The 20,841-nt window shown below is 36.5% G+C and carries 26 protein-coding genes; 5 read left to right on the top strand and 21 right to left on the bottom strand.

Features of this window, described 5'->3' with window-relative positions; translation table 11 throughout:
• Nucleotides 1-124: 124 nt before the first annotated feature.
• Nucleotides 125-1,243: an alanine dehydrogenase gene (gene ald, locus QUE72_RS09415; protein WP_074498977.1), complete on the top strand. Its 1,119-nt coding sequence runs from the start codon at nucleotides 125-127 to the stop codon at nucleotides 1,241-1,243.
• Nucleotides 1,244-1,312: 69 nt separating this feature from the next.
• On the opposite strand, the gene QUE72_RS09410 is transcribed toward ald, so the two are convergent.
• From QUE72_RS09410 to QUE72_RS09390, 5 genes are read right to left on the bottom strand one after another with little or no spacing between them, the layout of a single operon-like run.
• Nucleotides 1,313-1,732: a hypothetical protein gene (locus tag QUE72_RS09410; protein WP_286268649.1), complete on the bottom strand. Its 420-nt coding sequence runs from the start codon at nucleotides 1,730-1,732 to the stop codon at nucleotides 1,313-1,315.
• 53 nt (nucleotides 1,733-1,785) lie between these two features.
• On the bottom strand, nucleotides 1,786-2,211 hold the full coding sequence (locus QUE72_RS09405) for a GNAT family N-acetyltransferase (protein ID WP_286268648.1): 426 nt from the start codon (nucleotides 2,209-2,211) through the stop codon (nucleotides 1,786-1,788).
• A 9-nt stretch (nucleotides 2,212-2,220) separates the two neighbouring features.
• Nucleotides 2,221-2,865: a DUF6058 family natural product biosynthesis protein gene (locus QUE72_RS09400; RefSeq protein ID WP_286268647.1), complete on the bottom strand. Its 645-nt coding sequence runs from the start codon at nucleotides 2,863-2,865 to the stop codon at nucleotides 2,221-2,223.
• A 2-nt stretch (nucleotides 2,866-2,867) separates the two neighbouring features.
• Nucleotides 2,868-3,290 carry a hypothetical protein gene (locus QUE72_RS09395; RefSeq protein ID WP_286268646.1) on the bottom strand — a complete coding sequence of 141 codons (423 nt, stop codon included), beginning with the start codon at nucleotides 3,288-3,290 and terminating at the stop codon, nucleotides 2,868-2,870.
• Nucleotides 3,291-3,309: 19 nt separating this feature from the next.
• Complete coding sequence (locus tag QUE72_RS09390; RefSeq protein WP_286268645.1) at nucleotides 3,310-3,843, bottom strand: Crp/Fnr family transcriptional regulator; 534 nt, start codon at nucleotides 3,841-3,843, stop codon at nucleotides 3,310-3,312.
• A 77-nt stretch (nucleotides 3,844-3,920) separates the two neighbouring features.
• On the opposite strand from QUE72_RS09390, the gene QUE72_RS09385 reads away from it, so the two are divergent.
• From QUE72_RS09385 to QUE72_RS09375, 3 genes are read left to right on the top strand one after another with little or no spacing between them, the layout of a single operon-like run.
• Nucleotides 3,921-4,652 (top strand): SDR family oxidoreductase, encoded by a 732-nt coding sequence (locus tag QUE72_RS09385; RefSeq protein ID WP_286268643.1) that lies wholly within the window; start codon nucleotides 3,921-3,923, stop codon nucleotides 4,650-4,652.
• Nucleotides 4,653-4,662: 10 nt separating this feature from the next.
• A complete protein-coding gene (locus QUE72_RS09380) occupies nucleotides 4,663-5,097 on the top strand; it encodes a DUF2141 domain-containing protein (RefSeq protein WP_083602026.1) in 435 nt (144 codons plus the stop codon).
• A gap of 10 nt (nucleotides 5,098-5,107) precedes the next feature.
• A complete protein-coding gene (locus QUE72_RS09375; RefSeq protein WP_286268641.1) occupies nucleotides 5,108-5,779 on the top strand; it encodes a TVP38/TMEM64 family protein in 672 nt (223 codons plus the stop codon).
• A gap of 81 nt (nucleotides 5,780-5,860) precedes the next feature.
• Here the strand turns inward: QUE72_RS09375 and QUE72_RS09370 are convergent, their stop codons facing one another.
• The 4 genes from QUE72_RS09370 to QUE72_RS09355 form a co-directional block, all read right to left on the bottom strand.
• Nucleotides 5,861-6,064 (bottom strand): hypothetical protein, encoded by a 204-nt coding sequence (locus QUE72_RS09370; protein WP_286268638.1) that lies wholly within the window; start codon nucleotides 6,062-6,064, stop codon nucleotides 5,861-5,863.
• Nucleotides 6,065-6,265: 201 nt separating this feature from the next.
• On the bottom strand, nucleotides 6,266-6,910 hold the full coding sequence (locus QUE72_RS09365; RefSeq protein WP_286268636.1) for a DsbA family oxidoreductase: 645 nt from the start codon (nucleotides 6,908-6,910) through the stop codon (nucleotides 6,266-6,268).
• Nucleotides 6,911-6,939: 29 nt separating this feature from the next.
• Nucleotides 6,940-7,797: a glutathione-dependent disulfide-bond oxidoreductase gene (gene yghU, locus QUE72_RS09360; RefSeq protein WP_286272965.1), complete on the bottom strand. Its 858-nt coding sequence runs from the start codon at nucleotides 7,795-7,797 to the stop codon at nucleotides 6,940-6,942.
• A gap of 35 nt (nucleotides 7,798-7,832) precedes the next feature.
• Nucleotides 7,833-8,393, bottom strand: a complete 561-nt coding sequence (locus QUE72_RS09355; RefSeq protein ID WP_286268635.1) for a carboxymuconolactone decarboxylase family protein — start codon at nucleotides 8,391-8,393, stop codon at nucleotides 7,833-7,835.
• 334 nt (nucleotides 8,394-8,727) lie between these two features.
• Between QUE72_RS09355 and QUE72_RS09350 the strand changes: the two genes are divergently transcribed.
• Nucleotides 8,728-9,312 (top strand): TetR/AcrR family transcriptional regulator, encoded by a 585-nt coding sequence (locus QUE72_RS09350; protein ID WP_286268632.1) that lies wholly within the window; start codon nucleotides 8,728-8,730, stop codon nucleotides 9,310-9,312.
• Nucleotides 9,313-9,356: 44 nt separating this feature from the next.
• Here QUE72_RS09350 and QUE72_RS09345 read toward each other — a convergent pair whose 3' ends face one another.
• The 12 genes from QUE72_RS09345 to QUE72_RS09290 all read right to left on the bottom strand — a co-directional run bounded on the left by QUE72_RS09345 (nucleotide 9,357) and on the right by QUE72_RS09290 (nucleotide 20,801).
• The gene (locus QUE72_RS09345; RefSeq protein WP_286268631.1) at nucleotides 9,357-9,659 is read right to left on the bottom strand and encodes a hypothetical protein; all 303 of its coding nucleotides are present in this window, start codon (nucleotides 9,657-9,659) and stop codon (nucleotides 9,357-9,359) included.
• A 90-nt stretch (nucleotides 9,660-9,749) separates the two neighbouring features.
• Nucleotides 9,750-10,238, bottom strand: coding sequence for a YdcF family protein (locus QUE72_RS09340; protein ID WP_286272964.1), 489 nt, complete (start codon nucleotides 10,236-10,238; stop codon nucleotides 9,750-9,752).
• Between the two features lie 126 nt (nucleotides 10,239-10,364).
• A complete protein-coding gene (locus QUE72_RS09335; RefSeq protein ID WP_074498991.1) occupies nucleotides 10,365-10,913 on the bottom strand; it encodes an HPP family protein in 549 nt (182 codons plus the stop codon).
• A gap of 107 nt (nucleotides 10,914-11,020) precedes the next feature.
• Nucleotides 11,021-11,452, bottom strand: a complete 432-nt coding sequence (locus tag QUE72_RS09330) for a GNAT family N-acetyltransferase (RefSeq protein WP_286268629.1) — start codon at nucleotides 11,450-11,452, stop codon at nucleotides 11,021-11,023.
• Between the two features lie 433 nt (nucleotides 11,453-11,885).
• Nucleotides 11,886-12,410 (bottom strand): PEP-CTERM sorting domain-containing protein, encoded by a 525-nt coding sequence (locus tag QUE72_RS09325; RefSeq protein ID WP_286268627.1) that lies wholly within the window; start codon nucleotides 12,408-12,410, stop codon nucleotides 11,886-11,888.
• Between the two features lie 227 nt (nucleotides 12,411-12,637).
• Nucleotides 12,638-15,061: an efflux RND transporter permease subunit gene (locus QUE72_RS09320; RefSeq protein ID WP_286268626.1), complete on the bottom strand. Its 2,424-nt coding sequence runs from the start codon at nucleotides 15,059-15,061 to the stop codon at nucleotides 12,638-12,640.
• Nucleotides 15,054-15,977, bottom strand: coding sequence for an MlaA family lipoprotein (locus QUE72_RS09315; RefSeq protein ID WP_074498995.1), 924 nt, complete (start codon nucleotides 15,975-15,977; stop codon nucleotides 15,054-15,056). Before QUE72_RS09315 ends, QUE72_RS09320 begins: the two co-directional genes overlap by 8 nt.
• An 82-nt stretch (nucleotides 15,978-16,059) precedes the next feature.
• Nucleotides 16,060-17,136, bottom strand: a complete 1,077-nt coding sequence (locus tag QUE72_RS09310) for a DUF748 domain-containing protein (protein ID WP_286268624.1) — start codon at nucleotides 17,134-17,136, stop codon at nucleotides 16,060-16,062.
• Nucleotides 17,137-17,154: 18 nt separating this feature from the next.
• A complete protein-coding gene (locus QUE72_RS09305) occupies nucleotides 17,155-17,829 on the bottom strand; it encodes a TVP38/TMEM64 family protein (protein WP_074498997.1) in 675 nt (224 codons plus the stop codon).
• Complete coding sequence (locus QUE72_RS09300) at nucleotides 17,826-18,575, bottom strand: gamma-glutamyl-gamma-aminobutyrate hydrolase family protein (protein WP_286268622.1); 750 nt, start codon at nucleotides 18,573-18,575, stop codon at nucleotides 17,826-17,828. Before QUE72_RS09300 ends, QUE72_RS09305 begins: the two co-directional genes overlap by 4 nt.
• A 596-nt stretch (nucleotides 18,576-19,171) precedes the next feature.
• Nucleotides 19,172-20,280, bottom strand: a protein-coding gene (locus QUE72_RS09295) for an IS3 family transposase (RefSeq protein ID WP_286272963.1) whose coding sequence is annotated in 2 segments (ribosomal slippage) — nucleotides 19,172-20,031 and nucleotides 20,031-20,280 — 1,110 coding nt in all. Because the reading frame shifts where the segments join, the coding sequence is not laid out codon by codon here.
• Between the two features lie 104 nt (nucleotides 20,281-20,384).
• Nucleotides 20,385-20,801 (bottom strand): hypothetical protein, encoded by a 417-nt coding sequence (locus QUE72_RS09290; RefSeq protein ID WP_286272930.1) that lies wholly within the window; start codon nucleotides 20,799-20,801, stop codon nucleotides 20,385-20,387.
• Nucleotides 20,802-20,841: the final 40 nt, after the last annotated feature.

The following is a 20,841-nucleotide window of genomic DNA, read 5'->3' as shown; positions in this document are numbered from 1 at the left end:
CTCTATTAAATTCTATTTATATAGTGATAAATTCTTAAAATACTCAAATAACGACAGGTTATTCTAAAGATTCGCAACTATACTAGCACCATATTTCAATAGAGCAAACTAAGAGCAAATAAATATGATTATTGGTGTACCAAAAGAAATAAAAAACCATGAGTATCGTGTTGGTATGGTTCCGGCTAGTGCAAGAGAGCTGATCGCTCATGGGCATCAAGTCGTGGTAGAAACCCAAGCGGGAAGTGGAATTGGTTTTACCGACCAAGATTACACAGACATTGGCGCAACTATCTTACCTACTGCTAGTGATGTTTTTGCACAAGCTGAGATGATTGTAAAAGTTAAAGAACCACAAGCAATTGAGCGTGCAATGTTACGCGAAGGTCAAATTCTATTTACTTACCTTCACCTAGCACCTGATTTACCTCAAACTCAAGATTTAGTAAAAAGTAAAGCAATCTGTATTGCTTATGAAACAGTAACCGATAATCAAGGTGGTTTACCTTTGTTAGCACCAATGTCAGAAGTTGCTGGTCGTATGTCAATTCAAGCTGGCGCACAAGCCCTTGAAAAATCAAACGCAGGCCAAGGCATGTTATTAGGTGGCGTACCGGGTGTTGAGCCAGCTAAGGTTGCTATCATTGGTGGCGGTATGGTTGGTGCTAATGCAGCGAAAATGGCTGTAGGTATGGGCGCTGATGTTGTTGTGTTGGATCGTAACGTTAATGTTTTACGTAAACTTGATGATCAATTCGGCAACCGTATCAAAGCTATTTATTCTACGGCCGATGCCTTAGAAAAGCATGTGCTTGAAGCAGACTTAGTCATTGGTGGAGTGTTAATTCCAGGTGCAGCTGCACCTAAGCTTGTGACCAAAGAACACATAAAAAACATGAAACCTGGTTCTGCTATTGTTGACGTTGCTATTGATCAAGGCGGTTGTATTGAAACTTCAAAACCTACAACTCATGCTGATCCAACCTTCATTGTTGATGATGTAGTGCATTATTGTGTTGCTAATATGCCGGGTGCAGTGCCAAGAACTTCGACATTTGCATTAAATAATGCAACATTACCGTACATCATTCAACTAGCCAATAAAGGCTATAAGCAAGCGTTAAATGATGACAAGCACTTATTAAACGGCTTGAATGTTATTGATGGTAAAGTGACTGTCAAAGAAGTTGCTGAAAACTTAGGTTTTGAATTTGTTGAGCCAGTAACAGCCTTAAACAGCTAATAAATCGTTAATTCGAAAAAAGCCGGTTTGCCGGCTTTTTTTATAGCTAAAAATTACTGATGGTTACCATTACCACAGATAACAACGTATAAAAACTATCAATAACAAACCAAGGTAAGTATACGCTACAGTAGGCCTAATAGACTGTTGTAGATATGTTTTTATCAGTGTTAATTGACTTGGTCGATTGGCTATAAATTCACGTTGAAATTGAAATGGATGAATTGAAGATGTTGCATCCATTATCGCCTGTTCAAGAATAATAATGCGTTGTTCAATCCGTGATTGAAAGGTTTTCCAAATCGCTTCTTGCCCCCACATTAATAAAATAAACAACACTAAATACATTGAAATTCCATTAAAAACAAATGCATTAAACAGCATAAAAACACATACAAGCTTGATGAGTAATGCATATTTTTCATAACTATCACATTGATTTTGTAATAGCTGCCATTCAGTATGCAATGCACTTTTATTCTCCGACATTGACCTTCCATTCCCTTTATTTTGAACATGATGACTAAAGAATCAGTATGAAATTATACCAACTCTGTTTTAGAAAAATGATGGCTTGCTATTACAAACCCTTCTCGTAGATAAAACTTGTGTGCAGAATACCGTTGAACGCCAGAATCTAGGTGTAATTGGCTACACCCCTGCTCTTTAGCAAATTCTTCTAACCAAGTTAAAATATCATGGCCAATCCCAGCTGAACGAAATGCTTCATTTGTTACTAAATCATCGACGTATAAATATTTACCCCATGCAAGCTTTTCGCCAATAACAAACCCTGCAACGGCCAAAACTTTGCCGTTATCTTTAACGTACACAATATTATAACCTGTTTGCTGCTGTTTCTTGATTTGTTCCGCTAATGTTTTTTTATTGTATTGTGGTCGTAGCTGTAACAACACTTCGAGCACGTGATCATAATCATCATTATTCGCAAGTAGCGTAATATCCATTCTTTTGCCTTACGTTATTTGTGGAGAGGTTAATTGATATTTTTTCCGTATTTGATCGACTAAACGATTACGTGAACTGTTAATTCTTTCGTGTGGAGCAAACAATGCGCTTGCACTATCTAATAAATTAACCGCCTTTTCTAAGCGCACTAAATCAGGGGATGTTTCATTTTCAGCAATTAACTCATTAATAGACGTAATAGCAAATTCTTTTCGAGCAATATCTTGTACTAATCCAGAAGCGGTACATAGACCATAAGTTCCATTTAAAAAATGCTGCCATTCTTGGGTAATATGTTCATCTATATTGGCATGTAGTTTTTCGTCATGACAAACAAAACCTTGTTGCTTTAACTGTTGAATTGTAAGTCGATAATTTTTATTAAAATATTGATAAATATCTGCCGGTTCAATTAACGCTTCAACAACACCCAACCACTTTACGTAACCTTTCGCATAATACTCTTGAACACTTTCTTCAGAATGGTCAGCTAAAAATGATTGGCAACTCGTTTGGATGGTTAAACGATAGGATGCTGTTGGCATCACCTTTTGCTGTTGCAGATACGCTAACTTATTAGCAGAGATATGGCTTAGCTGTAATAAAGTGTGTTTTGTATAAAAGCATTCATTTAGATAATTTATTAATTGCATATTTATTTCTCAGAAGTGACAACTACAGAACTTGTTTTATTAAAAATCATGGTTCTAAACTGTTCAGGAGGCACATTGTTTAACAACATAGGGCCTGTAGAGCCCGACATTAACTGACTAAAATTTTTTTCTCGTGATTCAAACTGTTCGTTATTCCGATAAGTCGTAATTAGCATCAGATGAAAAGGTGCTTGAGGCGTTGCAGGTACCTTAATTAACATGAAGGAATCAATAAAGCCTTTATTCATAGCTTTTTCACGTAGCACTTGCCAGTTATTTTCATAAAAATAAAGTGCTTCTTTGCTATAGGGGTTGTTAATTTTAATAAAATCGATTGTTGATATTTGTTGTGCCGCTTGGCTATGACCTATTAGTGAGAACAACATAATCAATATCACCGACGCAATTGTTTTTTGTATTTTCATCGCTATTTTCCTTATGAGGTTAACGCGTAAATAACCGTTTTTTTATTCGACTTAAACCTACAGGAGTAACGCCTAAATAGCTTGCCAAATCACTTTGTGTAACGTTTTGTAATAATGTGGGTGTCGATTCAATAAGCTTTGCATAGCGTTGTTCTGCTGTTAAACATAACAATTCATATTCTCGTGTTTCTTTTTTTAAGGCAAGTGTAAGTAACAGGTCATTTAACTCATTAGCAAAAATAATATCATGTTTCGCCTGCATTAAAATGGCTTTAAATGACAGTTTAATTAATACGGTGGGTGCTAAACTGATTAGACTAAAAGAGCTTGATTGACGCAAATAAAGTGCAGTTAAGCTACCAATAACATCATTGGCAGATAAAAACGACTTTATAGATTCTTTGCCTTGTTCTGAGGTGTAAAATGCTTTTAATAAACCTGACTGCACAAAATATATGGCATCTTCTTGATCGCCTTGATTAAAAACATATTGCCCCTTTTCTTTGCTAACCCGTTCTCCTTCCGTTTGCACATATTGAAAAAATGTTGTCACTGTTAACCTCGGTTAATGTGTTGTGAATATTACGACGATAAAATTTGCTACAGATTAACATATATTGAGATCAAACGATGGAACTTAAAAACAGACGCATTGTGATAACAGGTGGAACTTCAGGTATTGGTTATCAGCTCGTTAAACAACTTTTTTCTGATAATGAATTAATTGTTATCGCAAGAGATCAAACTAAACTTAATGCCTTGCGAGAGCAATTTTCAGGTATTACTACACTAAAAGCCGATTTATCCAAACCAAATGAAACCAAGGTTGTTGCTGAAAAAATTGTCAATGAATACCAATATATCGACTTACTTATTAACAATGCCGCTGTCCAGTATTGTCAGTTATTCATTGATGATACTTTTCTAACGCAGCACATTATAGATGAAGTTAATGTTAATTTAACCAGTGTTTGTCTGTTAACACATCAGTTGTTACCCACTCTATTACATCAAGAAAAATCTATCATATTAAATGTAAATTCAGGGCTTGCCTTAGCACCGAAAACTAGTTCTGCGGTTTACTGCGCTACTAAGGCCGCATTAAACAACTTTTCACAATCATTACGCTATCAATTAGCAAAGACAAATATACACGTACAACAAGTATTTTTACCGTTAGTCGATACACCAATGACAGCTGGAAGAGGCGTAAATAAACTCTCTTCCGAAAAAGCCGCTGAACAGATATTAAAAGGGCTTGAAACAAACACAATTGAACATGCTTTAGGAAAAGTAAAGCTCCTAAAACTATTACTACGCATTGCACCATCATTCGCTAAAAATATGATGAAAAAATATTAAGGATAACTTTATGAATATTAAACGATTACTTTTAACAATAATATTTACGGTAACGCCTATGTTAGTTAAAGCAAAAGAAGTAACCATTGAGGTGTTAAATATTGACGTAGTGCGGCAAGGAAACATCATCGTGATGATTTTTGCAAAAGAAGGATTTCCTAAGCAGCATCAACAAGCGCTGATGAGTCAAACTCAATTAGTCACTGATAAAACGCAACTTTTTACTTTTAACATCAAAGAAAAAGAATTTGCCATTAAAGTATTACATGATGAAAACCAAGATGGAAAAGTAACGAAAAATTGGACAGGTATTTATCCAAAAGAAGGTTTAGGGTTCTCAAATAAACAAAAAGTAGGGTTTACAGGGCCACCTGTATATAAGAAATCTAAGATGAGCCTGCATCAAGCGCCAAGCAATATTTCAATTTCGATAATTTACCCATAGGAGCCTAGATATGCTCGCATTATTAAAAGTGATGCTAATAATGGCAACATGTTTTGCATTAACGTTTTTGTTCATTAAATCAACAGGAATATTGTCTATCGAACAAATTAAACACTGGTTAATCATTGCTAAAAGTAGCCATCAAGGGTATGTGTTTAGTATCGTAGTAGCGCTACTATTCGCTGATTTGTTTATCGCTGTACCTACATTAACCATTATTTTATTAGCGGGGTATTTTCTTGGCTTTCATGTTGCCCTAATCGCTAGTTTAATGGGTATGACTTTAGCTGGATTTGTTGGCTATTGGTTAAGTTCACGCTATGGTGAATTCGTGCTACAAACAATAATAAAAGACAAAACAGAACGTGATAAAGCCAGTTCAACTTTTAAGCAACATGGGTTTATCTTTATTTTACTCTCTCGGGCCATGCCAATATTACCGGAAGTATCAGCTTGTTTAGCCGGCATTGCACAGATGCCCTTTCATCGGTTCTTTCTCGCTTGGGTACTAAGTACGGCTCCCTATGCAACAATTGCGTCGTATGCAGGTTCTGTAAGTTCGATATCAAACCCTAAGCCCGCTATTATTGCCGCCCTTGGAATTTCTGGTGTGTTATGGTGCAGTTGGTTTTTTTACCATCGGTATATCAGTAAACAACAATGGCCTAAGCAACCCTTATAAATAACAACGTTGCTAATTTGGTGATCGGGGATCATAACAAAGTACCAATATTTGGAAAGTAGAAAACAAGTGATACATTGGTTATTTATCTTCGATCACTTGTTGTCTTATTTTTTTATATTCTTTATGGCTTACTTGCTCAGCACGTAAGCATTCACGGTATTCAGACTCAGTCATAGCATGCTTTATGCAGGCATTCTTTTGTTGTTCCTGCCCTATTTGATAAAGCTGCTTCTGGCTACAACTCATACATGCTATAGCTATTAGGAACACTGAAAATTTCATAAAGCACCATTGCATTTTTTAGAAAATAAGTAGGGGCTATTGACCTTTCGAGATTAAATTTTGTTCGAACTAAACCCGAAAGATCAACAGACTCTAATCAAAGATAAACCCTTATTTAAATAAAAAGTAGTAGAAAAGTGTAAGAAAACTCATGAAAAACGTTAATAATTTTTGCTATTAGCCTCTTTCATACACTTATGACTACTGTTTCATCAGTGATAACAATGCTTGTTTGTAGGTCTCTTGAGGCTGTGCCCCAGTTAAAGCCGATGTACGATTAAAAATAACGGTAGGCACTCCAGATACTCCCATTGATTGCCATTGTGATTCAAGGGCTTTAACACGCTGCTTAATTTCATTATCTTCAAAAGCTGCGGTTGATTGTTCAGAGGTTATGCCTACTTCTTCAGCTTCCTTAGTAAGAACCGCTTTATTTGATATATCTTTATTTTCGCAAAAATAAGCGCTGAACAAACGCATTTTTAGCGCTGTTTGTAAACCAAGGGAATGCGCATAATCAAGCAGTAAGTGAACATTAAAAGTGTTCACAATTTTCATACCTTCAACATAATTGAAATGAAATCCATATTCAGCCGCTGCTTGGGTTATGTTTCTTCTGGCTTGCTCACTTTCTGCCTTTGATGAACCATATTTTCTTGCCATATGGGCGCTTAGCTCTTCACCTTCAGATGGCATATCAGGATTAAGTTCGAACGGTTGCCACTGTATTTCTACCTTATCTTGTATGTTTAACTCGGCAATTGCAGCTGCTAAATGCTTGTAACCCACAATACACCAAGGACAAACTACGTCTGAAATGATGTCAATGTTAATCTTTGCGGTCATATAAATCCTTGTGGAAAATAGGCTGAGTATTATTCATGCTTTAGCGCTAACACATTATCGATGTCTTGCGCACTGTGTCTATTTTTTAGCTGCTGCCACTTTTCTCCCCAGCTACGGTTTACAATTTGACCGCGTTGAAATGAAGGCAGTGATAGTAATTCTTTGGCCCAGCGCCGTACGTGGGTATAGTCTTTTACTTGCAAAAATTGTTCTGCATCATAAAGATTACCCAATACTAAGTTGCCATACCATGGCCAAATGGCAATATCAGCAATGGAAAGCGTATCACCGACTATAAAAGCTTTGTTTTCAAGTTGTTTATCTAATACATCTAACTGTCGTTTAATTTCCATGGTAAAACGATTGATTGGGTATTCAAATTTTTCAGGCGCATAAGCATAAAAGTGGCCAAACCCTCCACCTAAATAGGGCGCAGCACCCTGTAACCAAAATAACCAATTCATCACTGTTGTTCGCTCAATACCATTATTCGGTAATAACGCGTTAAATTTTTCAGCAAGATAAACTAAGATAGAAGCTGATTCGAATACCTTTACTTGTTTATTGTTTTCGCGATCCAGTAGCGCAGGAATTTTACTATTAGGGTTGATATCAACAAAACCAGACGAGAACTGTTCTCCTTCGCCTATATCAATATAGTGCGCGTCATAATCTGCGCCCTTCCCTTGTGCTAATAACTCCTCTAACATTATGGTGACTTTTTGCCCATTAGGTGTAGCCATAGAGTAAAGTTGTAAAGCATGCTCTCCTACAGGTAATGTTTTTTCATAAGTAGCACCTGATACTGGCCGATTGATACTCGCCCACTTTCCACCGCTTTCAGCATCTTGACTCCACACTTTCGGCGGTTGGTATTGATCACTCATTGCTAATACTCCTGCTAATGAATTTAGAAATGGCGTTAGTTTACTTCTTTTTTTGTCCACGTAAAGTCTTTGAACATAGCATCAACCGGTGTTTTTGCAACATGGTTCACATAATTGCTGATCACTTTTTGTGATAAGCCAAGAATAACTTCTAACACTTGTTTTTGACCATAGCCAGCTTGGTAAAAGGCATTAAGCGTTTCGGCTGAAACTTCGCCACGTTCACGCACCATGGCTAAAGTGAAATCATGAAGTGCTTGTAATTTAGCTGAAGGTAATTCAGTTTCATTACGCAGAGCCTCTGTGATAGCAGAATCAACCTTCATAGAGTTAGCAATTGCACTATGTGCAGGCACACAGTAATGGCACTCGTGCTCTACATTAATGGTTTGCCAAACAACCGTAAGCTCTTCAGCGTCAAAAGACGTTGCTTCGAATAAAGCATGTAATGCATTATAGCCTTTGTAGGTTTCAGGGGATTCAGCCATTACAGCATACAGCCCTGGAATACTCCCCATTTGTTTTTTAGCATCTTGAAGCATTTCTATACTTTTCTCAGGTGCGGTTTCTAACGTATGTAAAGTAAAGTCACTCATTTCTGTTTCTCCTAAGTTGTATCGTTAATAATGTTTTTTCGATAAACAGTTGCATTATTAGTATCTAATAGAATGTAACTGTTCATTTATTCGCTAATGCATGGGTAGACTATAGAACGTCATGAACGAACGTTCAAGTACATTTTGAACGATTGCTCAATACATACGTGACTTTTATCTTATGTTTTTGTTTTTTATTAATAATATAATTTAAAATAAATATTTATTAGTGATGAATCAGATAGAAACCAACAATTACCCTCTTTACCTAGTTGCCATAAAGCCATACAATTGAACGATTGTTCAATACTTGCTTAAAGAGTATGAGAAAATTATGGCAAATATAGCAAAGTTTGATCGTCAGGAAGTTATCAACAAAGCTACCAACCTGTATTGGAAAAAAGGTTTTCATGCAACGTCAATGCGAAATTTACAAGACGAAATTGACATGCGTCCTGGTAGCATTTATGCCGCTTTTGGTAGTAAAGATGGTTTATTTAAAGAAACATTAAGAAATTACACAGATTTAGGTATTGCTCAACTAGCTCATTATAAAGAACAGCATAGTTCACCGCTTGAAGCACTTCGAGCATTTGTTAAAAACTTGGTCATAGATTCACAAGACAATGCTCCTAATGGTATTTGCATGTTATCTAAAACAATTGGCGAACTAACCGATGAGAATCAAGACTTACTTAATGTGACAAAAGCGCATTTAGCCGAAATTTTACAACAATTCGTCGTGATTATCGAAGAAGCCCAACAAAAGGGAGAAGTTGAACAACATAAAAGTGCAGAAGAGCTCGCAAACCATGTACAAATTCAAATAGCAGGCTTACGCACCTTTGCAAAAATAAATAATGACAAGAACAACCTAAATAGATTAATTGATGATATTTTTACGCATTACCCTTTCTAGACAATACACATTTACTGCGAATATATATTGTCAGTGACAAAAGATCATTTAGCTAAACGTTGTTGTTGCAAGCTTAATCGTCGATGAGAGCTATATACATGTTGTAATTTTTTGTTGTTGTTTAACACTGCATCTATTTCTACTGACAACATTCTAGAAATAGGCAATATTTCTAACACACCGTGATCATCTAAACCTGTAGACAACAACGCTGTTTTGCCAAAAGCAAACAAACTACTATCTGTGTCTTTAATATTTCCATCAACATACAATTTCATTCCACCGAACCAATGGTTGATAACTTTAACTTTGCGCCCTTTTACATTGAATTCGAATATTTTACGCATGATATTCCCTACAACTACGGATAAATTACTTTTTAGTGTATCACTGTGGCAGTGATTTTCGAAAGGTAAAATATATTATAATATTGATTTTTATAAATAATTCTCTATGTTTTTTAGGTTGTCGCGCTCTCTAATAATGGCAGTTTTTTCATGCGCGACTAACGCATCACGTTCGTTTCTACTCATTGGTGATTTTGCCGCATGATAGCTCAATACCCTATTCGGCAGAACATGAGAAAAAACCAATAATGCACGTTCAAGGTGAAAGTCTGAAGTCACTAAAATAATGTGATCTATCTTATGTTGTTCTAAAATAGGCTTTGCCAGTAATGCATCTTCTAATGTGTAGCGGCTTAAGGCCGGCTGATAAAACACACTTCTAGCAACGCCCTTACTTTGTAAATATTGCTGGCAATAATGAGCATGTGGTTTAGTTGTGGTATTAAAGTGCTCTCCAAATCCACCTGTACAAAGGATATGGCAAGTCATATTCTGTTGAAAGACATCAAGCACTTTATCGCAACGGCTTTTCGCAATGACTGACAACTTGCCGGTATTATCATTGGGCGCGCCTAACAGTACAATTGCAGAATTAATAAATCACCTCACGTTGGCAAATTGTTCTTCTTTAGCACTTGAAGATAGAGTAATTGATTTAAATCAAAACACCATATTGATCACAATATTCGTTTTTACTCTTTACGTTTATATCCAATAAACAGGGTAATGTCGATTTGGATTTGTTGACATGTTATTAACAAATAAGGCAACTACTAGCAATAAAATACTCCCTAATAAAACAGGAGTGACAATAAACCAATAACCTAGTGCATAAATTTGTTCGCCACCAATCGTAGCAATTAATGCCGAAGCACCTCCTGGCGGGTGCAAAGTTCTAGTTAGGTGCATAAACATAATTGCAAGTGATACAGCTAATGCACTCGCTATCATAATATTTTCTGAAAAAACTAAACTGACACTTACACCAACAAAAGCTGAAATTACGTGACCACCAATTAAATTTCTTGGTTGTGAAAACTCAGCTAACGGAGCGCCATAAATGAGTACAGCAGAAGCACCAAAAGAGCCAATTAGCATCATTAAGCTTTTTTCATCGTAATGTAAAACCTCACCAACATAGGCGATAAGAAATATACCCAAAAACGACCCCACCCAAGACCAAACAATTTTTTTGAAAGGCTTTCTTGGCGGGCATTGCCCTTTCGTTTTCATACGCGAAAAATATATTCTCATGGCTAAAACCTTTAATACAAGATAAATAATATGTAATTAAAAAACGGAAACGCCCATCGTTATTAGCGTTGGGCGTTTCTTCTTACAGAATGTATATAAATTCGAACTTAACGTGATAAATGTAGAATAGGAAATGGTTTGCCTAAGTCATCAAGTGGCGAACGAGAAGTTACCTGAAAACCAAAGTGCTGATAAAAACCAACAGCGTTTGGATTTTGTTCGTTAACATCTACATACTTAACTGCATAGGTATCAATGGCGTATTGTAGCAATAATTTACCTATGCCTTTTCCTTGAGCGGCTTCTATGACAAAGAGCATTTCAATTTTGTTTTCATGTATTCCCACAAAACCAATAATGATATTGTCAATATTTTTAGCGTAATGAAGCGACACCGCAGGAAAAGCCTGCTCGATAATAATAGGCTTAAAAAACGCTATATCTTCTTCTGAAATAAAATCATGCGTAGCTCGGACTGAGTTTTCCCAAACATTTAGCAATTCTGCATAATGATGAGGGTGTGCTTTCTCTATTTTCATTCTGTTATCTCTATGAAAAATCATTGCATTGCACAGTCGCAGTGCGAATATAACAGGAATACTTACCGATATGAACAAAACAAATTATTAGCATTAAACCAAATCGCTATTGACCATAATCTTTAAACATAACCATAACTTCAAATAATAATGTTCCGTTTTGGTGCGCCAATAATCATATTTCACGAATAACGTTCAAAAAAGTTACGGGATGTTTAATTAAAATATTGAAGAATAAACGAATAAGCCAGAAAAATATGATTAATTCATTATCGAGTAATTTGAATAACAGTATACGAATTTAAGGAAAGACAGTGATATATACCATAGTAGATAGATTACAAAAGGCGAGAGAGTTTTTTTAGATGCCCCTTAAACGCAAAAGCCCTGCGTTGATTCAGGGCTTTTGTAATATTAATTTGTTAGCTGCTTGCTATTTTCTGCGAGAGAAACCTAAACCTACAAGTGCCAAACCAAGTATTGCAATTGTTGACGGTTCAGGAACTTGCACAGCGCTGTCTGCTACACGATACACTATCGTCTCATAATAAGACCCGCCATCTGCAACATCAAGAAATGACCAAAAACCATCTAAGCCGTTTTGAACATCAATGTGAGAATAGCTGTTAGAAAACCACCCCGCTGCTTTTGCATAATTCTTGCCGTTATAAGTTTGTGTATTACTTGACGAATAATCAACAACAAAGGTATCAGCACTAATACCTAAAGTATTAAATAGGTTAGACGTCATAATATTCCATCCATAACCTGCCTGTTCAGTGATATCCATAGCGCCGCAAGAATATTCTAAAACACCGTCAGAGCAAGGAGAAGCCCAAGCTAAATCAAACCCTGCAACCGTTACATAAGCATCTTCTGCAACTTCACCTGTTAACAGTGTTGCATTCGCTTGAACACAGATTAAACAACTTAATACTAAACCAATTAATTTTTTCATCGTTACTACCTTTGAAAATTTACTTATCTATAGAAAAGCAAACTTTAAGCCATATTGACAACCCATTGTTTTAATGAGAAAAATAAAAAAATCAATTATACCATGTGTTAAATAAGCTGACATAAACTTTTATTGTGAGCGGTATTGAACTCATGTAAAAATAAAACCAATATCTTTAAAGTCCTGAATATCTTCAGGGCTTAGTAAAACTATGAATATTATACGTTTTATTGATTACTATTGGGTGTTGGCTTTGCTGGGTGTATATATTTTTTCAATAAACCAGGCAACACCGTTAAATCTGTAATCACTGCTAACATCATGGCACAAGCTGTTAACAGGCCAAAATACACACTCGGTACGAAATCTGAAAATACAAACATACTAAAGCCGGTTGCGATTAAGGTAGAGGTGTACACAATCGCTAAGCCTGTATGTGAAAATGCATGTTGCATAGGTTTTCCATCCAACTTGCTTTTATAGGCATCAACAAAATGTATCGTATCATCAATCGCAATTCCCATCGCAATTGCCGCAATGGTAATAGTCATTAAATCTAACGGGATCCCAAGCCAACCAATAATACCTAAAATACCTAACGTATTAATGATATTGGGAACTAACGCTATTAACGCAATTTTTATCGAACGAAAAATGGCGAACAAGACTAACGCTAAAACCCCGTATACAATGCCTAATGTGGTAATTTGAGAATCAAAAAGTCTCGATAGAATATCTTGATACAAGACAAATAAGTTTGTTAACTCTACTTGGTCTTCTGATAAGCCTGCTGCGTTTAAATCTTTTGTTAATTTATCTAAAAATTCAGCGCGATTAAGCCCAGGTAAAGTATCTTGAATACGTGTTGAAATGCGCATCGTGTTTGAATCAGTATCAATGTAAGCACCGACCAAACTATCAATTGTCTCTTTATCAACCATTGAATAAATCACGTCTAATTCATATTCCGTGATCGGTGCTCCATCATTTAATTGTTTTGCTAATTTAGTAAAACTTATCAGTGAGGTAACATTACCTGTCGCATCAAAAGCATTAACAACTGCGTGGCCTAGGTGTAAAGTATTAACTTGCTTTGCAGTCATAAATAAATCAGATTTATTCGTTGCCTCATCATACGATATTACGATATCAAGAGGCGTTGACCCTCCAAACTGCTGATCAATAAAACTTAACTCTTGATACACTTTAGTGTCGGGGTGGAAGTAATCAATAAAACTGTTTTCAACATTTAACTGACTAATACCTACAGCGAGTATTCCCATAAAAACTAAAGGTATAATAATAAAAAAGCGAGGTGCTGATTTTATTTTATTCCCTAATTTAGCGAGAAAGTTGGACAACCAGGCATATTCTTTAGACTCTTTACTTGCTGAAAAATAACTCAACAAAACCGGGAACAATAACAAGGCAACACTCAGTGTTACAATATTTGAAATCAGCATCATAATGCCAAAGTCAATAATAGGTTGAATGCCACTAAAGATCAGAGAACCAAAGCCAACAGACGTGGTTAATGCGGCAAAAAAACAAGGCGCTAACTTTTCTTTGAGGGTATTAACTAGCCTTTGATGTTGTGTTAATTCAGGGTCTTCCCTACTCACTTCGCGATAACAGGTGATCAAATGAAGCATGATCGCAAGTGTTAAAATAAGTTGTAAAGCGACAAAATTAGCAGAAATAACCGTCGCTGGAAGATTTAGAAGTGCCAGTAAGCCCATGGTCAACAATATACTTGACGCACAAGCAAACATGGGAAAGAGAACCCATTTAATACTTCTAAAAAGCAGCATTAAAAGCAAGACGATTAATACACCAATACCTGAGCCAAAGTAGAGTAAATCTTGTTTAACGATTTCAATTAAGCGAATACCAACAATATAACTTCCGCCAATATAAACGGAACCATCAAGTTGTGCTTGTTCAACGATCTGTTCAATTTGAATAAGTTCTTGTTGACGTTGTTGCCCTATTTCACCTTCAATGATATCTGCTTGGCGTTTTAAGGATTCAAGTTTTTGATTTTCTTCTTCTGTGAGTTCTCGTGTCAGTAAATGTTTATTAATACTAAGAATTTCATCGTTTAATGTCTGCAATTCTTCATTTTTTTTAAAGACTATTTGAATTGCAGCAGCATCTTGCTTTTGATTAACGAGTAGATCTGTATAGATGGGATGATCGGTTAGCAGCGTGCGAAGTTCTTCTGGTGAATATTGCTGTTTTTCGTAAGTGAGATCACTGACATTACTATTCGAAAGTAATTGTGATTTACTTTGAATCAGAGGCACAGATAACATTGATTGAACTTTTGATACTCTCTCTATTCGAGCAAAGCTATCAGAAAGTTTACTCATACCTTCTATTGTTTTCGCAGTAAAAACGTCGCCACTATTCGGCTGATAAGCAACAAGAATAAACTCATCTGGCGAGAACTTCTGGTTTGCGAGTTGCGTTTTTATATACAACGCATTGTTTTTCGTTAGCAAGGTATCTGCAGAGGCATCAATTTTAAACTTTAGTGCATTACTTCCTAAAATAACAAACAGCGTAGTGAAAACAATAAGTATTAATATGCGTTGTTTTAAAATGATCTCGCCTATTTTTTCGATGATCGTCGCACTTTTATTACTCATTATTATTCTCATTCTCTTTTGTTACTTGATTCGTTTTAAGTTCAACAGTAGTTTCAGTGGTTATGGTTTCTTGTCTGGCATCTATTTCGTCACGATTTCTTGCCTGAATATATTGGTTTCTAAAATACACGTATGGATCATCAGCTTGTTCATATAACGTTTGGTAGAGTTCTGCTCTTTCAGAAAAATCGGTGAATCCACCAATAATTCGAGCATTTGTATCATCAGGGCTTGATAGCACGTACTTAGTTGGATGCACCAAGCCTTCTGTAATGATAGAAGCCGTGTTTCGTAGATCAGATTGTCCCAAAAACGGTAACACTAAATAAGCCCCACTCGATACGTTATGATGGCGCAGTAATTGTGCAACATTACGCGGTTGTGCTTTTATATCAAACCAGGCATCGGCAGGATCAAACAACCCGACTAAGCCAACCGTTGAGTTAATCAAAAATCGAGCAAAGTTATTACCTGCATGGCCAAACTCACCACTAAAAACGTTATTCACTAAGTTTAAAGGTTCACGTATGTTATCAAAAACATTAGCAACAGATTGTTTTACGGGATCTGGTAAAACAAAGTTATAACCTTTTGCCACAGGAATAAATAAGTAAGTATAGGTAAAGTGATTTAATTGAAAAATACTACGATTGAATGATTCAATAGGATCATAATAGTTAACTGAATCATCAAATGGTTGGTCTCCGTTAAGGGTAGAATCATCGGTAGCTACGATAGTCGGTTCAATTTCAATTTGGCCATTAGAGGTATTAATGGTGGTTACATTACTATCAGATAACTTTTCTACTTTAGTTTCTGCTGCTGGCTCAGGTGTTGGTGCTGAATTCGGTGAACTCGAACAAGCAGAGCATAACAGAGAAGTTGTTAGCAGAAATAAGGGTAATAATTTAGTCATTAATTTATTCTCATATTGATATCAGCTAATTTTACTGGTGCTCGCTAATACAGAACACCGGAAAACAGCTAACTTTTTATTATTACTTTGATTCTGGTACCGTATTTTCAACTTTTAAATCATATTCATTAATAAATGCATGATATAAAAGTGAGGTAAAAGCATCCCATTTAGAAATTTCTGTATCATTTATTGTTCCTTCAATGGGAACTTTAAAAGCAACCAAGCCTTTTTCATCACTTTCAAATATAGCGGCAAGACCGTCAATGATCCCCTCATAAATACCCGTGAATAAACCATCATTATCTTTCACGATATCTTCTCTCCATGTGAATATATTTGGATTATAAATACCCGCTTTCATGTAGCCATTCACTTTACCATTTAATGTATATAATTCTATAGCAGCATCGACAGTTCCTTGCTCGATATCTATCGGCGTATAAACTTCAATTAAGCCAGCAATCTTATCAACAGGTAACTTTTTCATACTAAAGTTAATATCAAATGTTGGATCTACTGTTTCAGGGTTAATAAACCCTTTTAACTGAACTTGCGCTTGCCCCATTAAATCACCAGTAAGGTGAAAATTTGCAACTGAACTGCCAGATAACTCACTACTATTAGTAATATTAGTGACTATCCCAAAAATATTACTTACATAATGCGCTTGTTGTTGCCCTTCAATCTCGTTTAATAGCCGGATTTTAGTTTCGCTAATGCGTATTTCATCTATATTGATAGGGCTGGCAAAATTAATCAAGGTTAACCAAGTATCAGGCTGTTTTGCTTTTGGATCAATTTTGTTCTGTTCTTTTGGTTCGTCGACAAAGGAAAATGTCGTTGAATTGATATGTACCTTGGCTACAACAACACCTTTGAAAAGAGCTGACCAAAGCATAGATATATCAATTTCGTCGGCAGATATCGTTGGTGTTGTTTTTATATTAGGCTGTAAATAAAGTTCTAATCCTTGAATTTGATAAGCCCCTCTAAATAAAGCTAAATCAATATCATCTATATGCCCTTTGATTCCTTTAGTATTAGCTAGCTTTTGATTTATCGAGTATTTAATAATATCAGGCGCAACAACACGCAACGCAAAAATCAAGCACAAAGCAATTAAACAATATACCGCTATATTGGATTTTTTTAACACGGTGGCCTCCTTTATTTCTTATGCGCTCTCTTTTTTTGACGCCTGTTTTTTTTGTAATGCACGGTAAAAGATATAAATAATGGTTGCCGCAATAATGAAAGTTATTGCCAAACTAGACGGATTTTTCATTATTTCTAATGCACCTTTACCAAAAACAACAGCACTAAGGCCTAAAGGAGCTATACCAAGAGTTGAACCTACCAAGTATTGGGTCGCGTTAATTTTTAATGTGCCACTAATAATACTTGTGACGGTAAAAGGCGGTGTTGGCGCTAACCGAAGTGCAAAAACAGCCCATCCGCCTTTATGGTCAAGCTTAGCTTCAATAGCATTTAAGGGCTTCTCTAAGAACGAACCTAATGCATTGACACCGATAAACCGGCCAATAAAATAACCTGACAAACTCGCAAGGGTAAAGCCAACAATAGCAATAGGAACAGCAAACCAAAGATCAAACACTAAACTGATTGAAAATGCCATCAGTGGAATGGGAATTAACAATGCCCCCCCTACAGCAAAGACTAATAAGAATATTAATGCGGTTGTCCAATCTTGCGGCACATCATTGGTTAATTCTTTAACTTTATCGACTGTTAAATAATCATTTATGGGCGTGAAGAAGTAAATCGCTACAAGTACGCCTATTGCAATTATTACCGCGAGCACTCTAAAGATATTTTTTTTATGTTTCATGATGACGCCTCATTAACTAACCAAGCAAAAATGGCACGATGGGTTTGCAAATAAGGTAAGTATTCAGGGTGCCACTGAACACCTAACACAGGACTGTTATCTTTTGCTTCAAGTACTTGAGCAATACCTGACTTTTCAATACCCGTTACGCGTAGGTTATTACCTGGTTTTGCAATTGCTTGAGAATGTATTGCATTAACAGATACAGGCGACTTACCAGCTATATCACGAATAAGAGAGTTCTTTCTGGTAACAAACACCTCTTTTCTTGGAAACACAGAACGAGCACGTACTTTTTCTTTTAGTACGTCTAAGGTGGAAGCATACAAGGTCCCGCCACAATGTGCGTTTAGTAATTGGTGTCCTCTACAGATACCTAGAATTGGAATATCATTTAGTAATGCATTTTTAATAAATTGCTTTTCCATTTCATCACGTTGTTTATCGTATTTCACCCCACCAAAACCCGCAATAAACTCCATTGGGTATAACATAGCCTCTTTTATTTTTGTGGTTAGGGTTCGAGGATAATGAGGCACATTCTCTATTTCTCTATTTTTTGGATGAATATCTGAGCCTCCGCCGATAATATAACCATCGAATGCTAAATCCCCATCAAACGAATTTGGGGTCACCCTAACAGGAGCTCCACCAGCAAGTTTGACGTTTAATGCGGTAAAGAGCCAAGCCATTAATCCACCCGAATTTGGCCCAGTGACTGCGATTTTTGGCTTTTTACTTTTCATATATTGCCTTATCCCGACTAAATATAACTAGATAAGCAAATAGCATTCCTAAAACAGAATATAAACTTAAACCACTGTTTTTAAATTAAATAAATATAAAACACATTTAAGTTAAAGAGCTGATGATTGTAACTATCACCCTATCAGTAAGTAATTTTTTCATGCCAAGTGTGATGCTAAAAATATAAACTGATTTAACGATTAATAGGCCTTGAAGAAGCGAGAAGTTGTGTGTGTATTCGTTGTTGATACCAGTTATTAAATACCAATTCAAATTGATTAAAGACGATAGAGCCGAAGTTTCGTTCTCTATTTGCTTGGCAAAGATCAAATAGCCTTTGGCTATCTGATATAGGTCGACAAAACCTAATTATACCAATTCGCATAAATATTCGGTCATTCAGCGAGAATTAAACGCTTTAGAGGCACGATAATTGCGCAAAACGTGTTTGATGTAGAACAACTATACCTGCACACGTTTCGCTTATTCTCCCACCTCTGACATCGCTCTGAACTGACTTAATCTTTATGCGAATTGGTATTGAACAATGTGCCGTAATTAACTTATATCTTGAATCAAACTGTCCACTTCCCCATTAATGACACAGTTCTAAATTAGAATTTTCCAGTTTTTCTCGGTAAGCTGCCGGCGGCAGGTTACCCAGACTCTCATGTGTTCTTTCTTCGTTATAATACAATCGCCAGAACCAAGCCATATCTCGCACTTGGCTGAGATTCTCAAACAAGTAGGCATCAAGAAACTCTCTGCGGAATGAACCGTTAAAGCGTTCAACAAAGCCATTTTGCTGTGGCTTACCTGGCTGGATATATACCAATTCAATATTATGGATCTCACACCAATCTGTTAGTGTCGCAGAGATAAGTTCTGGGCCATTGTCTACACGCAACTGTTTGGGCAACCCGCGCTCATCTTTTAACTGCTCTAACACGCGAACTACACGGCCAGCGGGCAACGAGGTGTCCACTTCTATAGCGAGGCATTCTCGCGTTCCTTCGTCCACCACATTCAACGTTCTGAATCGTTTACCGCAATACAATGTGTCATGCATAAAATCGAGCGCCCATTGGTGGTTGGCTTGCTCCTGCACTTCTAAAGGCTGAGCAATTCGCTTGGGTAGCACACGTTTAGTTCTTCGTTTTAGATTCAACCCCATCTGGCAATACACGCGATAAACGCGCTTATGGTTGAACGGAAAGCCTTTGAAGCGCATTCGGCCAAAACACTTCCAGAAGCCTGCTCGTGGCGACTTTTCAAGTACGGCATTGATAGCATCAATGACAGCAGCATCTGCTTTACGCCAGTCTCGTTCAGGGCGATAAAAGGTCGAACGGCCAATGCCAACAAACAGACAAGCCCTTACGATACTTAGCCCCGCACCAACCATTACGCTGACGCATTCTCGTTTATCCGCTGTCACCAGCCCTTTTTTGCGAAAAGCTCCTTAATCGCATGATTTTCTAGACTGACATCCGCAAACATCTTTTTAAGCTTGGCGTTTTCTTCTTCCAGCTCCTTCAACCGTTTGACGTCAGAGGCTTCCATCCCACCGTATTTGGACTTCCAGTTGTAATAGGTTGCACTACTGATACCGTGTTGACGGCACACTTCCTCGACTTTTCTACCAGCATCAACTTCTTTTAATACTGCGATGATCTGAGATTCTGTATAGCGTGATTTTTTCATAGTCGTCTCCTGCATTAATCATTACAGAAAACTCTAATTATGTCTGTCTCAGTTTAAGGGAAGTGGACAAAACGTTGCATTTGGAAACCCTTTAAATGCTTGTCTTAATTTTTTACGGGAAACCCTTGAATTACTATGCAACTTTCAGATGCTGTAACACCATTAAAGTTAATTGCTATAGGGGGACACTCTGCCATTACGTGATTAAATACCTTAATATAATCATCAACATTTATCGTAGATAAAGTAAAACCTTCAATACACGAAATAATCGAAAGAATTGTTACATGTAAATCAGTACGAGGGTAAAAATATTGTTCTGGTTCAATTTTGTTTACTGCGGTTAAAAATTTACTGATTTTATCAATGACTTGCTTGTTGTTTTTGTCAAGATAAGCAAGTGCAGTAATACCACGCCTCGTATCTTGTGTTGAATGTATTAAGGGATCTACGATTAAACGATTTGATTTTGCCGAATCAGTAAAGCGATCCCACATTTCATTATAAGTAGTAGAGATCACTTTTACTCCTTAACACGAATAAAATACATCGAAAGCGTAA

The sequence above is a fragment of the Thalassotalea hakodatensis genome, from assembly GCF_030295995.1.
Lineage (GTDB): Bacteria > Pseudomonadota > Gammaproteobacteria > Enterobacterales > Alteromonadaceae > Thalassotalea_C > Thalassotalea_C hakodatensis.
The sequence above is the reverse complement of the archived record's forward strand: the minus strand, read 5'-3'. Positions and strand labels throughout refer to the sequence as shown.

Bases quoted from the DNA above. Each gene is read 5' to 3' on its own strand.
- QUE72_RS09380 (WP_083602026.1), top strand. From the start codon at position 4,663: ATGAATATTAAACGATTACTTTTAACAATAATATTTACGGTAACGCCT.
- QUE72_RS09320 (WP_286268626.1), bottom strand. From the start codon at position 15,061: ATGAGTAATAAAAGTGCGACGATCATCGAAAAAATAGGCGAGATCATT.
- QUE72_RS09400 (WP_286268647.1), bottom strand. From the start codon at position 2,865: ATGCAATTAATAAATTATCTAAATGAATGCTTTTATACAAAACACACT.
- QUE72_RS09300 (WP_286268622.1), bottom strand. From the start codon at position 18,575: ATGAAAAGTAAAAAGCCAAAAATCGCAGTCACTGGGCCAAATTCGGGT.
- QUE72_RS09405 (WP_286268648.1), bottom strand. From the start codon at position 2,211: ATGGATATTACGCTACTTGCGAATAATGATGATTATGATCACGTGCTC.
- yghU (WP_286272965.1), bottom strand. From the start codon at position 7,797: ATGAGTGATCAATACCAACCGCCGAAAGTGTGGAGTCAAGATGCTGAA.
- QUE72_RS09305 (WP_074498997.1), bottom strand. From the start codon at position 17,829: ATGAAACATAAAAAAAATATCTTTAGAGTGCTCGCGGTAATAATTGCA.
- QUE72_RS09375 (WP_286268641.1), top strand. From the start codon at position 5,108: ATGCTCGCATTATTAAAAGTGATGCTAATAATGGCAACATGTTTTGCA.
- QUE72_RS09355 (WP_286268635.1), bottom strand. From the start codon at position 8,393: ATGAGTGACTTTACTTTACATACGTTAGAAACCGCACCTGAGAAAAGT.
- QUE72_RS09365 (WP_286268636.1), bottom strand. From the start codon at position 6,910: ATGACCGCAAAGATTAACATTGACATCATTTCAGACGTAGTTTGTCCT.
- QUE72_RS09370 (WP_286268638.1), bottom strand. From the start codon at position 6,064: ATGAAATTTTCAGTGTTCCTAATAGCTATAGCATGTATGAGTTGTAGC.
- QUE72_RS09315 (WP_074498995.1), bottom strand. From the start codon at position 15,977: ATGACTAAATTATTACCCTTATTTCTGCTAACAACTTCTCTGTTATGC.
- QUE72_RS09345 (WP_286268631.1), bottom strand. From the start codon at position 9,659: ATGCGTAAAATATTCGAATTCAATGTAAAAGGGCGCAAAGTTAAAGTT.
- QUE72_RS09330 (WP_286268629.1), bottom strand. From the start codon at position 11,452: ATGAAAATAGAGAAAGCACACCCTCATCATTATGCAGAATTGCTAAAT.
- QUE72_RS09410 (WP_286268649.1), bottom strand. From the start codon at position 1,732: ATGTCGGAGAATAAAAGTGCATTGCATACTGAATGGCAGCTATTACAA.
- QUE72_RS09350 (WP_286268632.1), top strand. From the start codon at position 8,728: ATGGCAAATATAGCAAAGTTTGATCGTCAGGAAGTTATCAACAAAGCT.
- QUE72_RS09325 (WP_286268627.1), bottom strand. From the start codon at position 12,410: ATGAAAAAATTAATTGGTTTAGTATTAAGTTGTTTAATCTGTGTTCAA.
- QUE72_RS09385 (WP_286268643.1), top strand. From the start codon at position 3,921: ATGGAACTTAAAAACAGACGCATTGTGATAACAGGTGGAACTTCAGGT.
- QUE72_RS09335 (WP_074498991.1), bottom strand. From the start codon at position 10,913: ATGAGAATATATTTTTCGCGTATGAAAACGAAAGGGCAATGCCCGCCA.
- QUE72_RS09395 (WP_286268646.1), bottom strand. From the start codon at position 3,290: ATGAAAATACAAAAAACAATTGCGTCGGTGATATTGATTATGTTGTTC.
- ald (WP_074498977.1), top strand. From the start codon at position 125: ATGATTATTGGTGTACCAAAAGAAATAAAAAACCATGAGTATCGTGTT.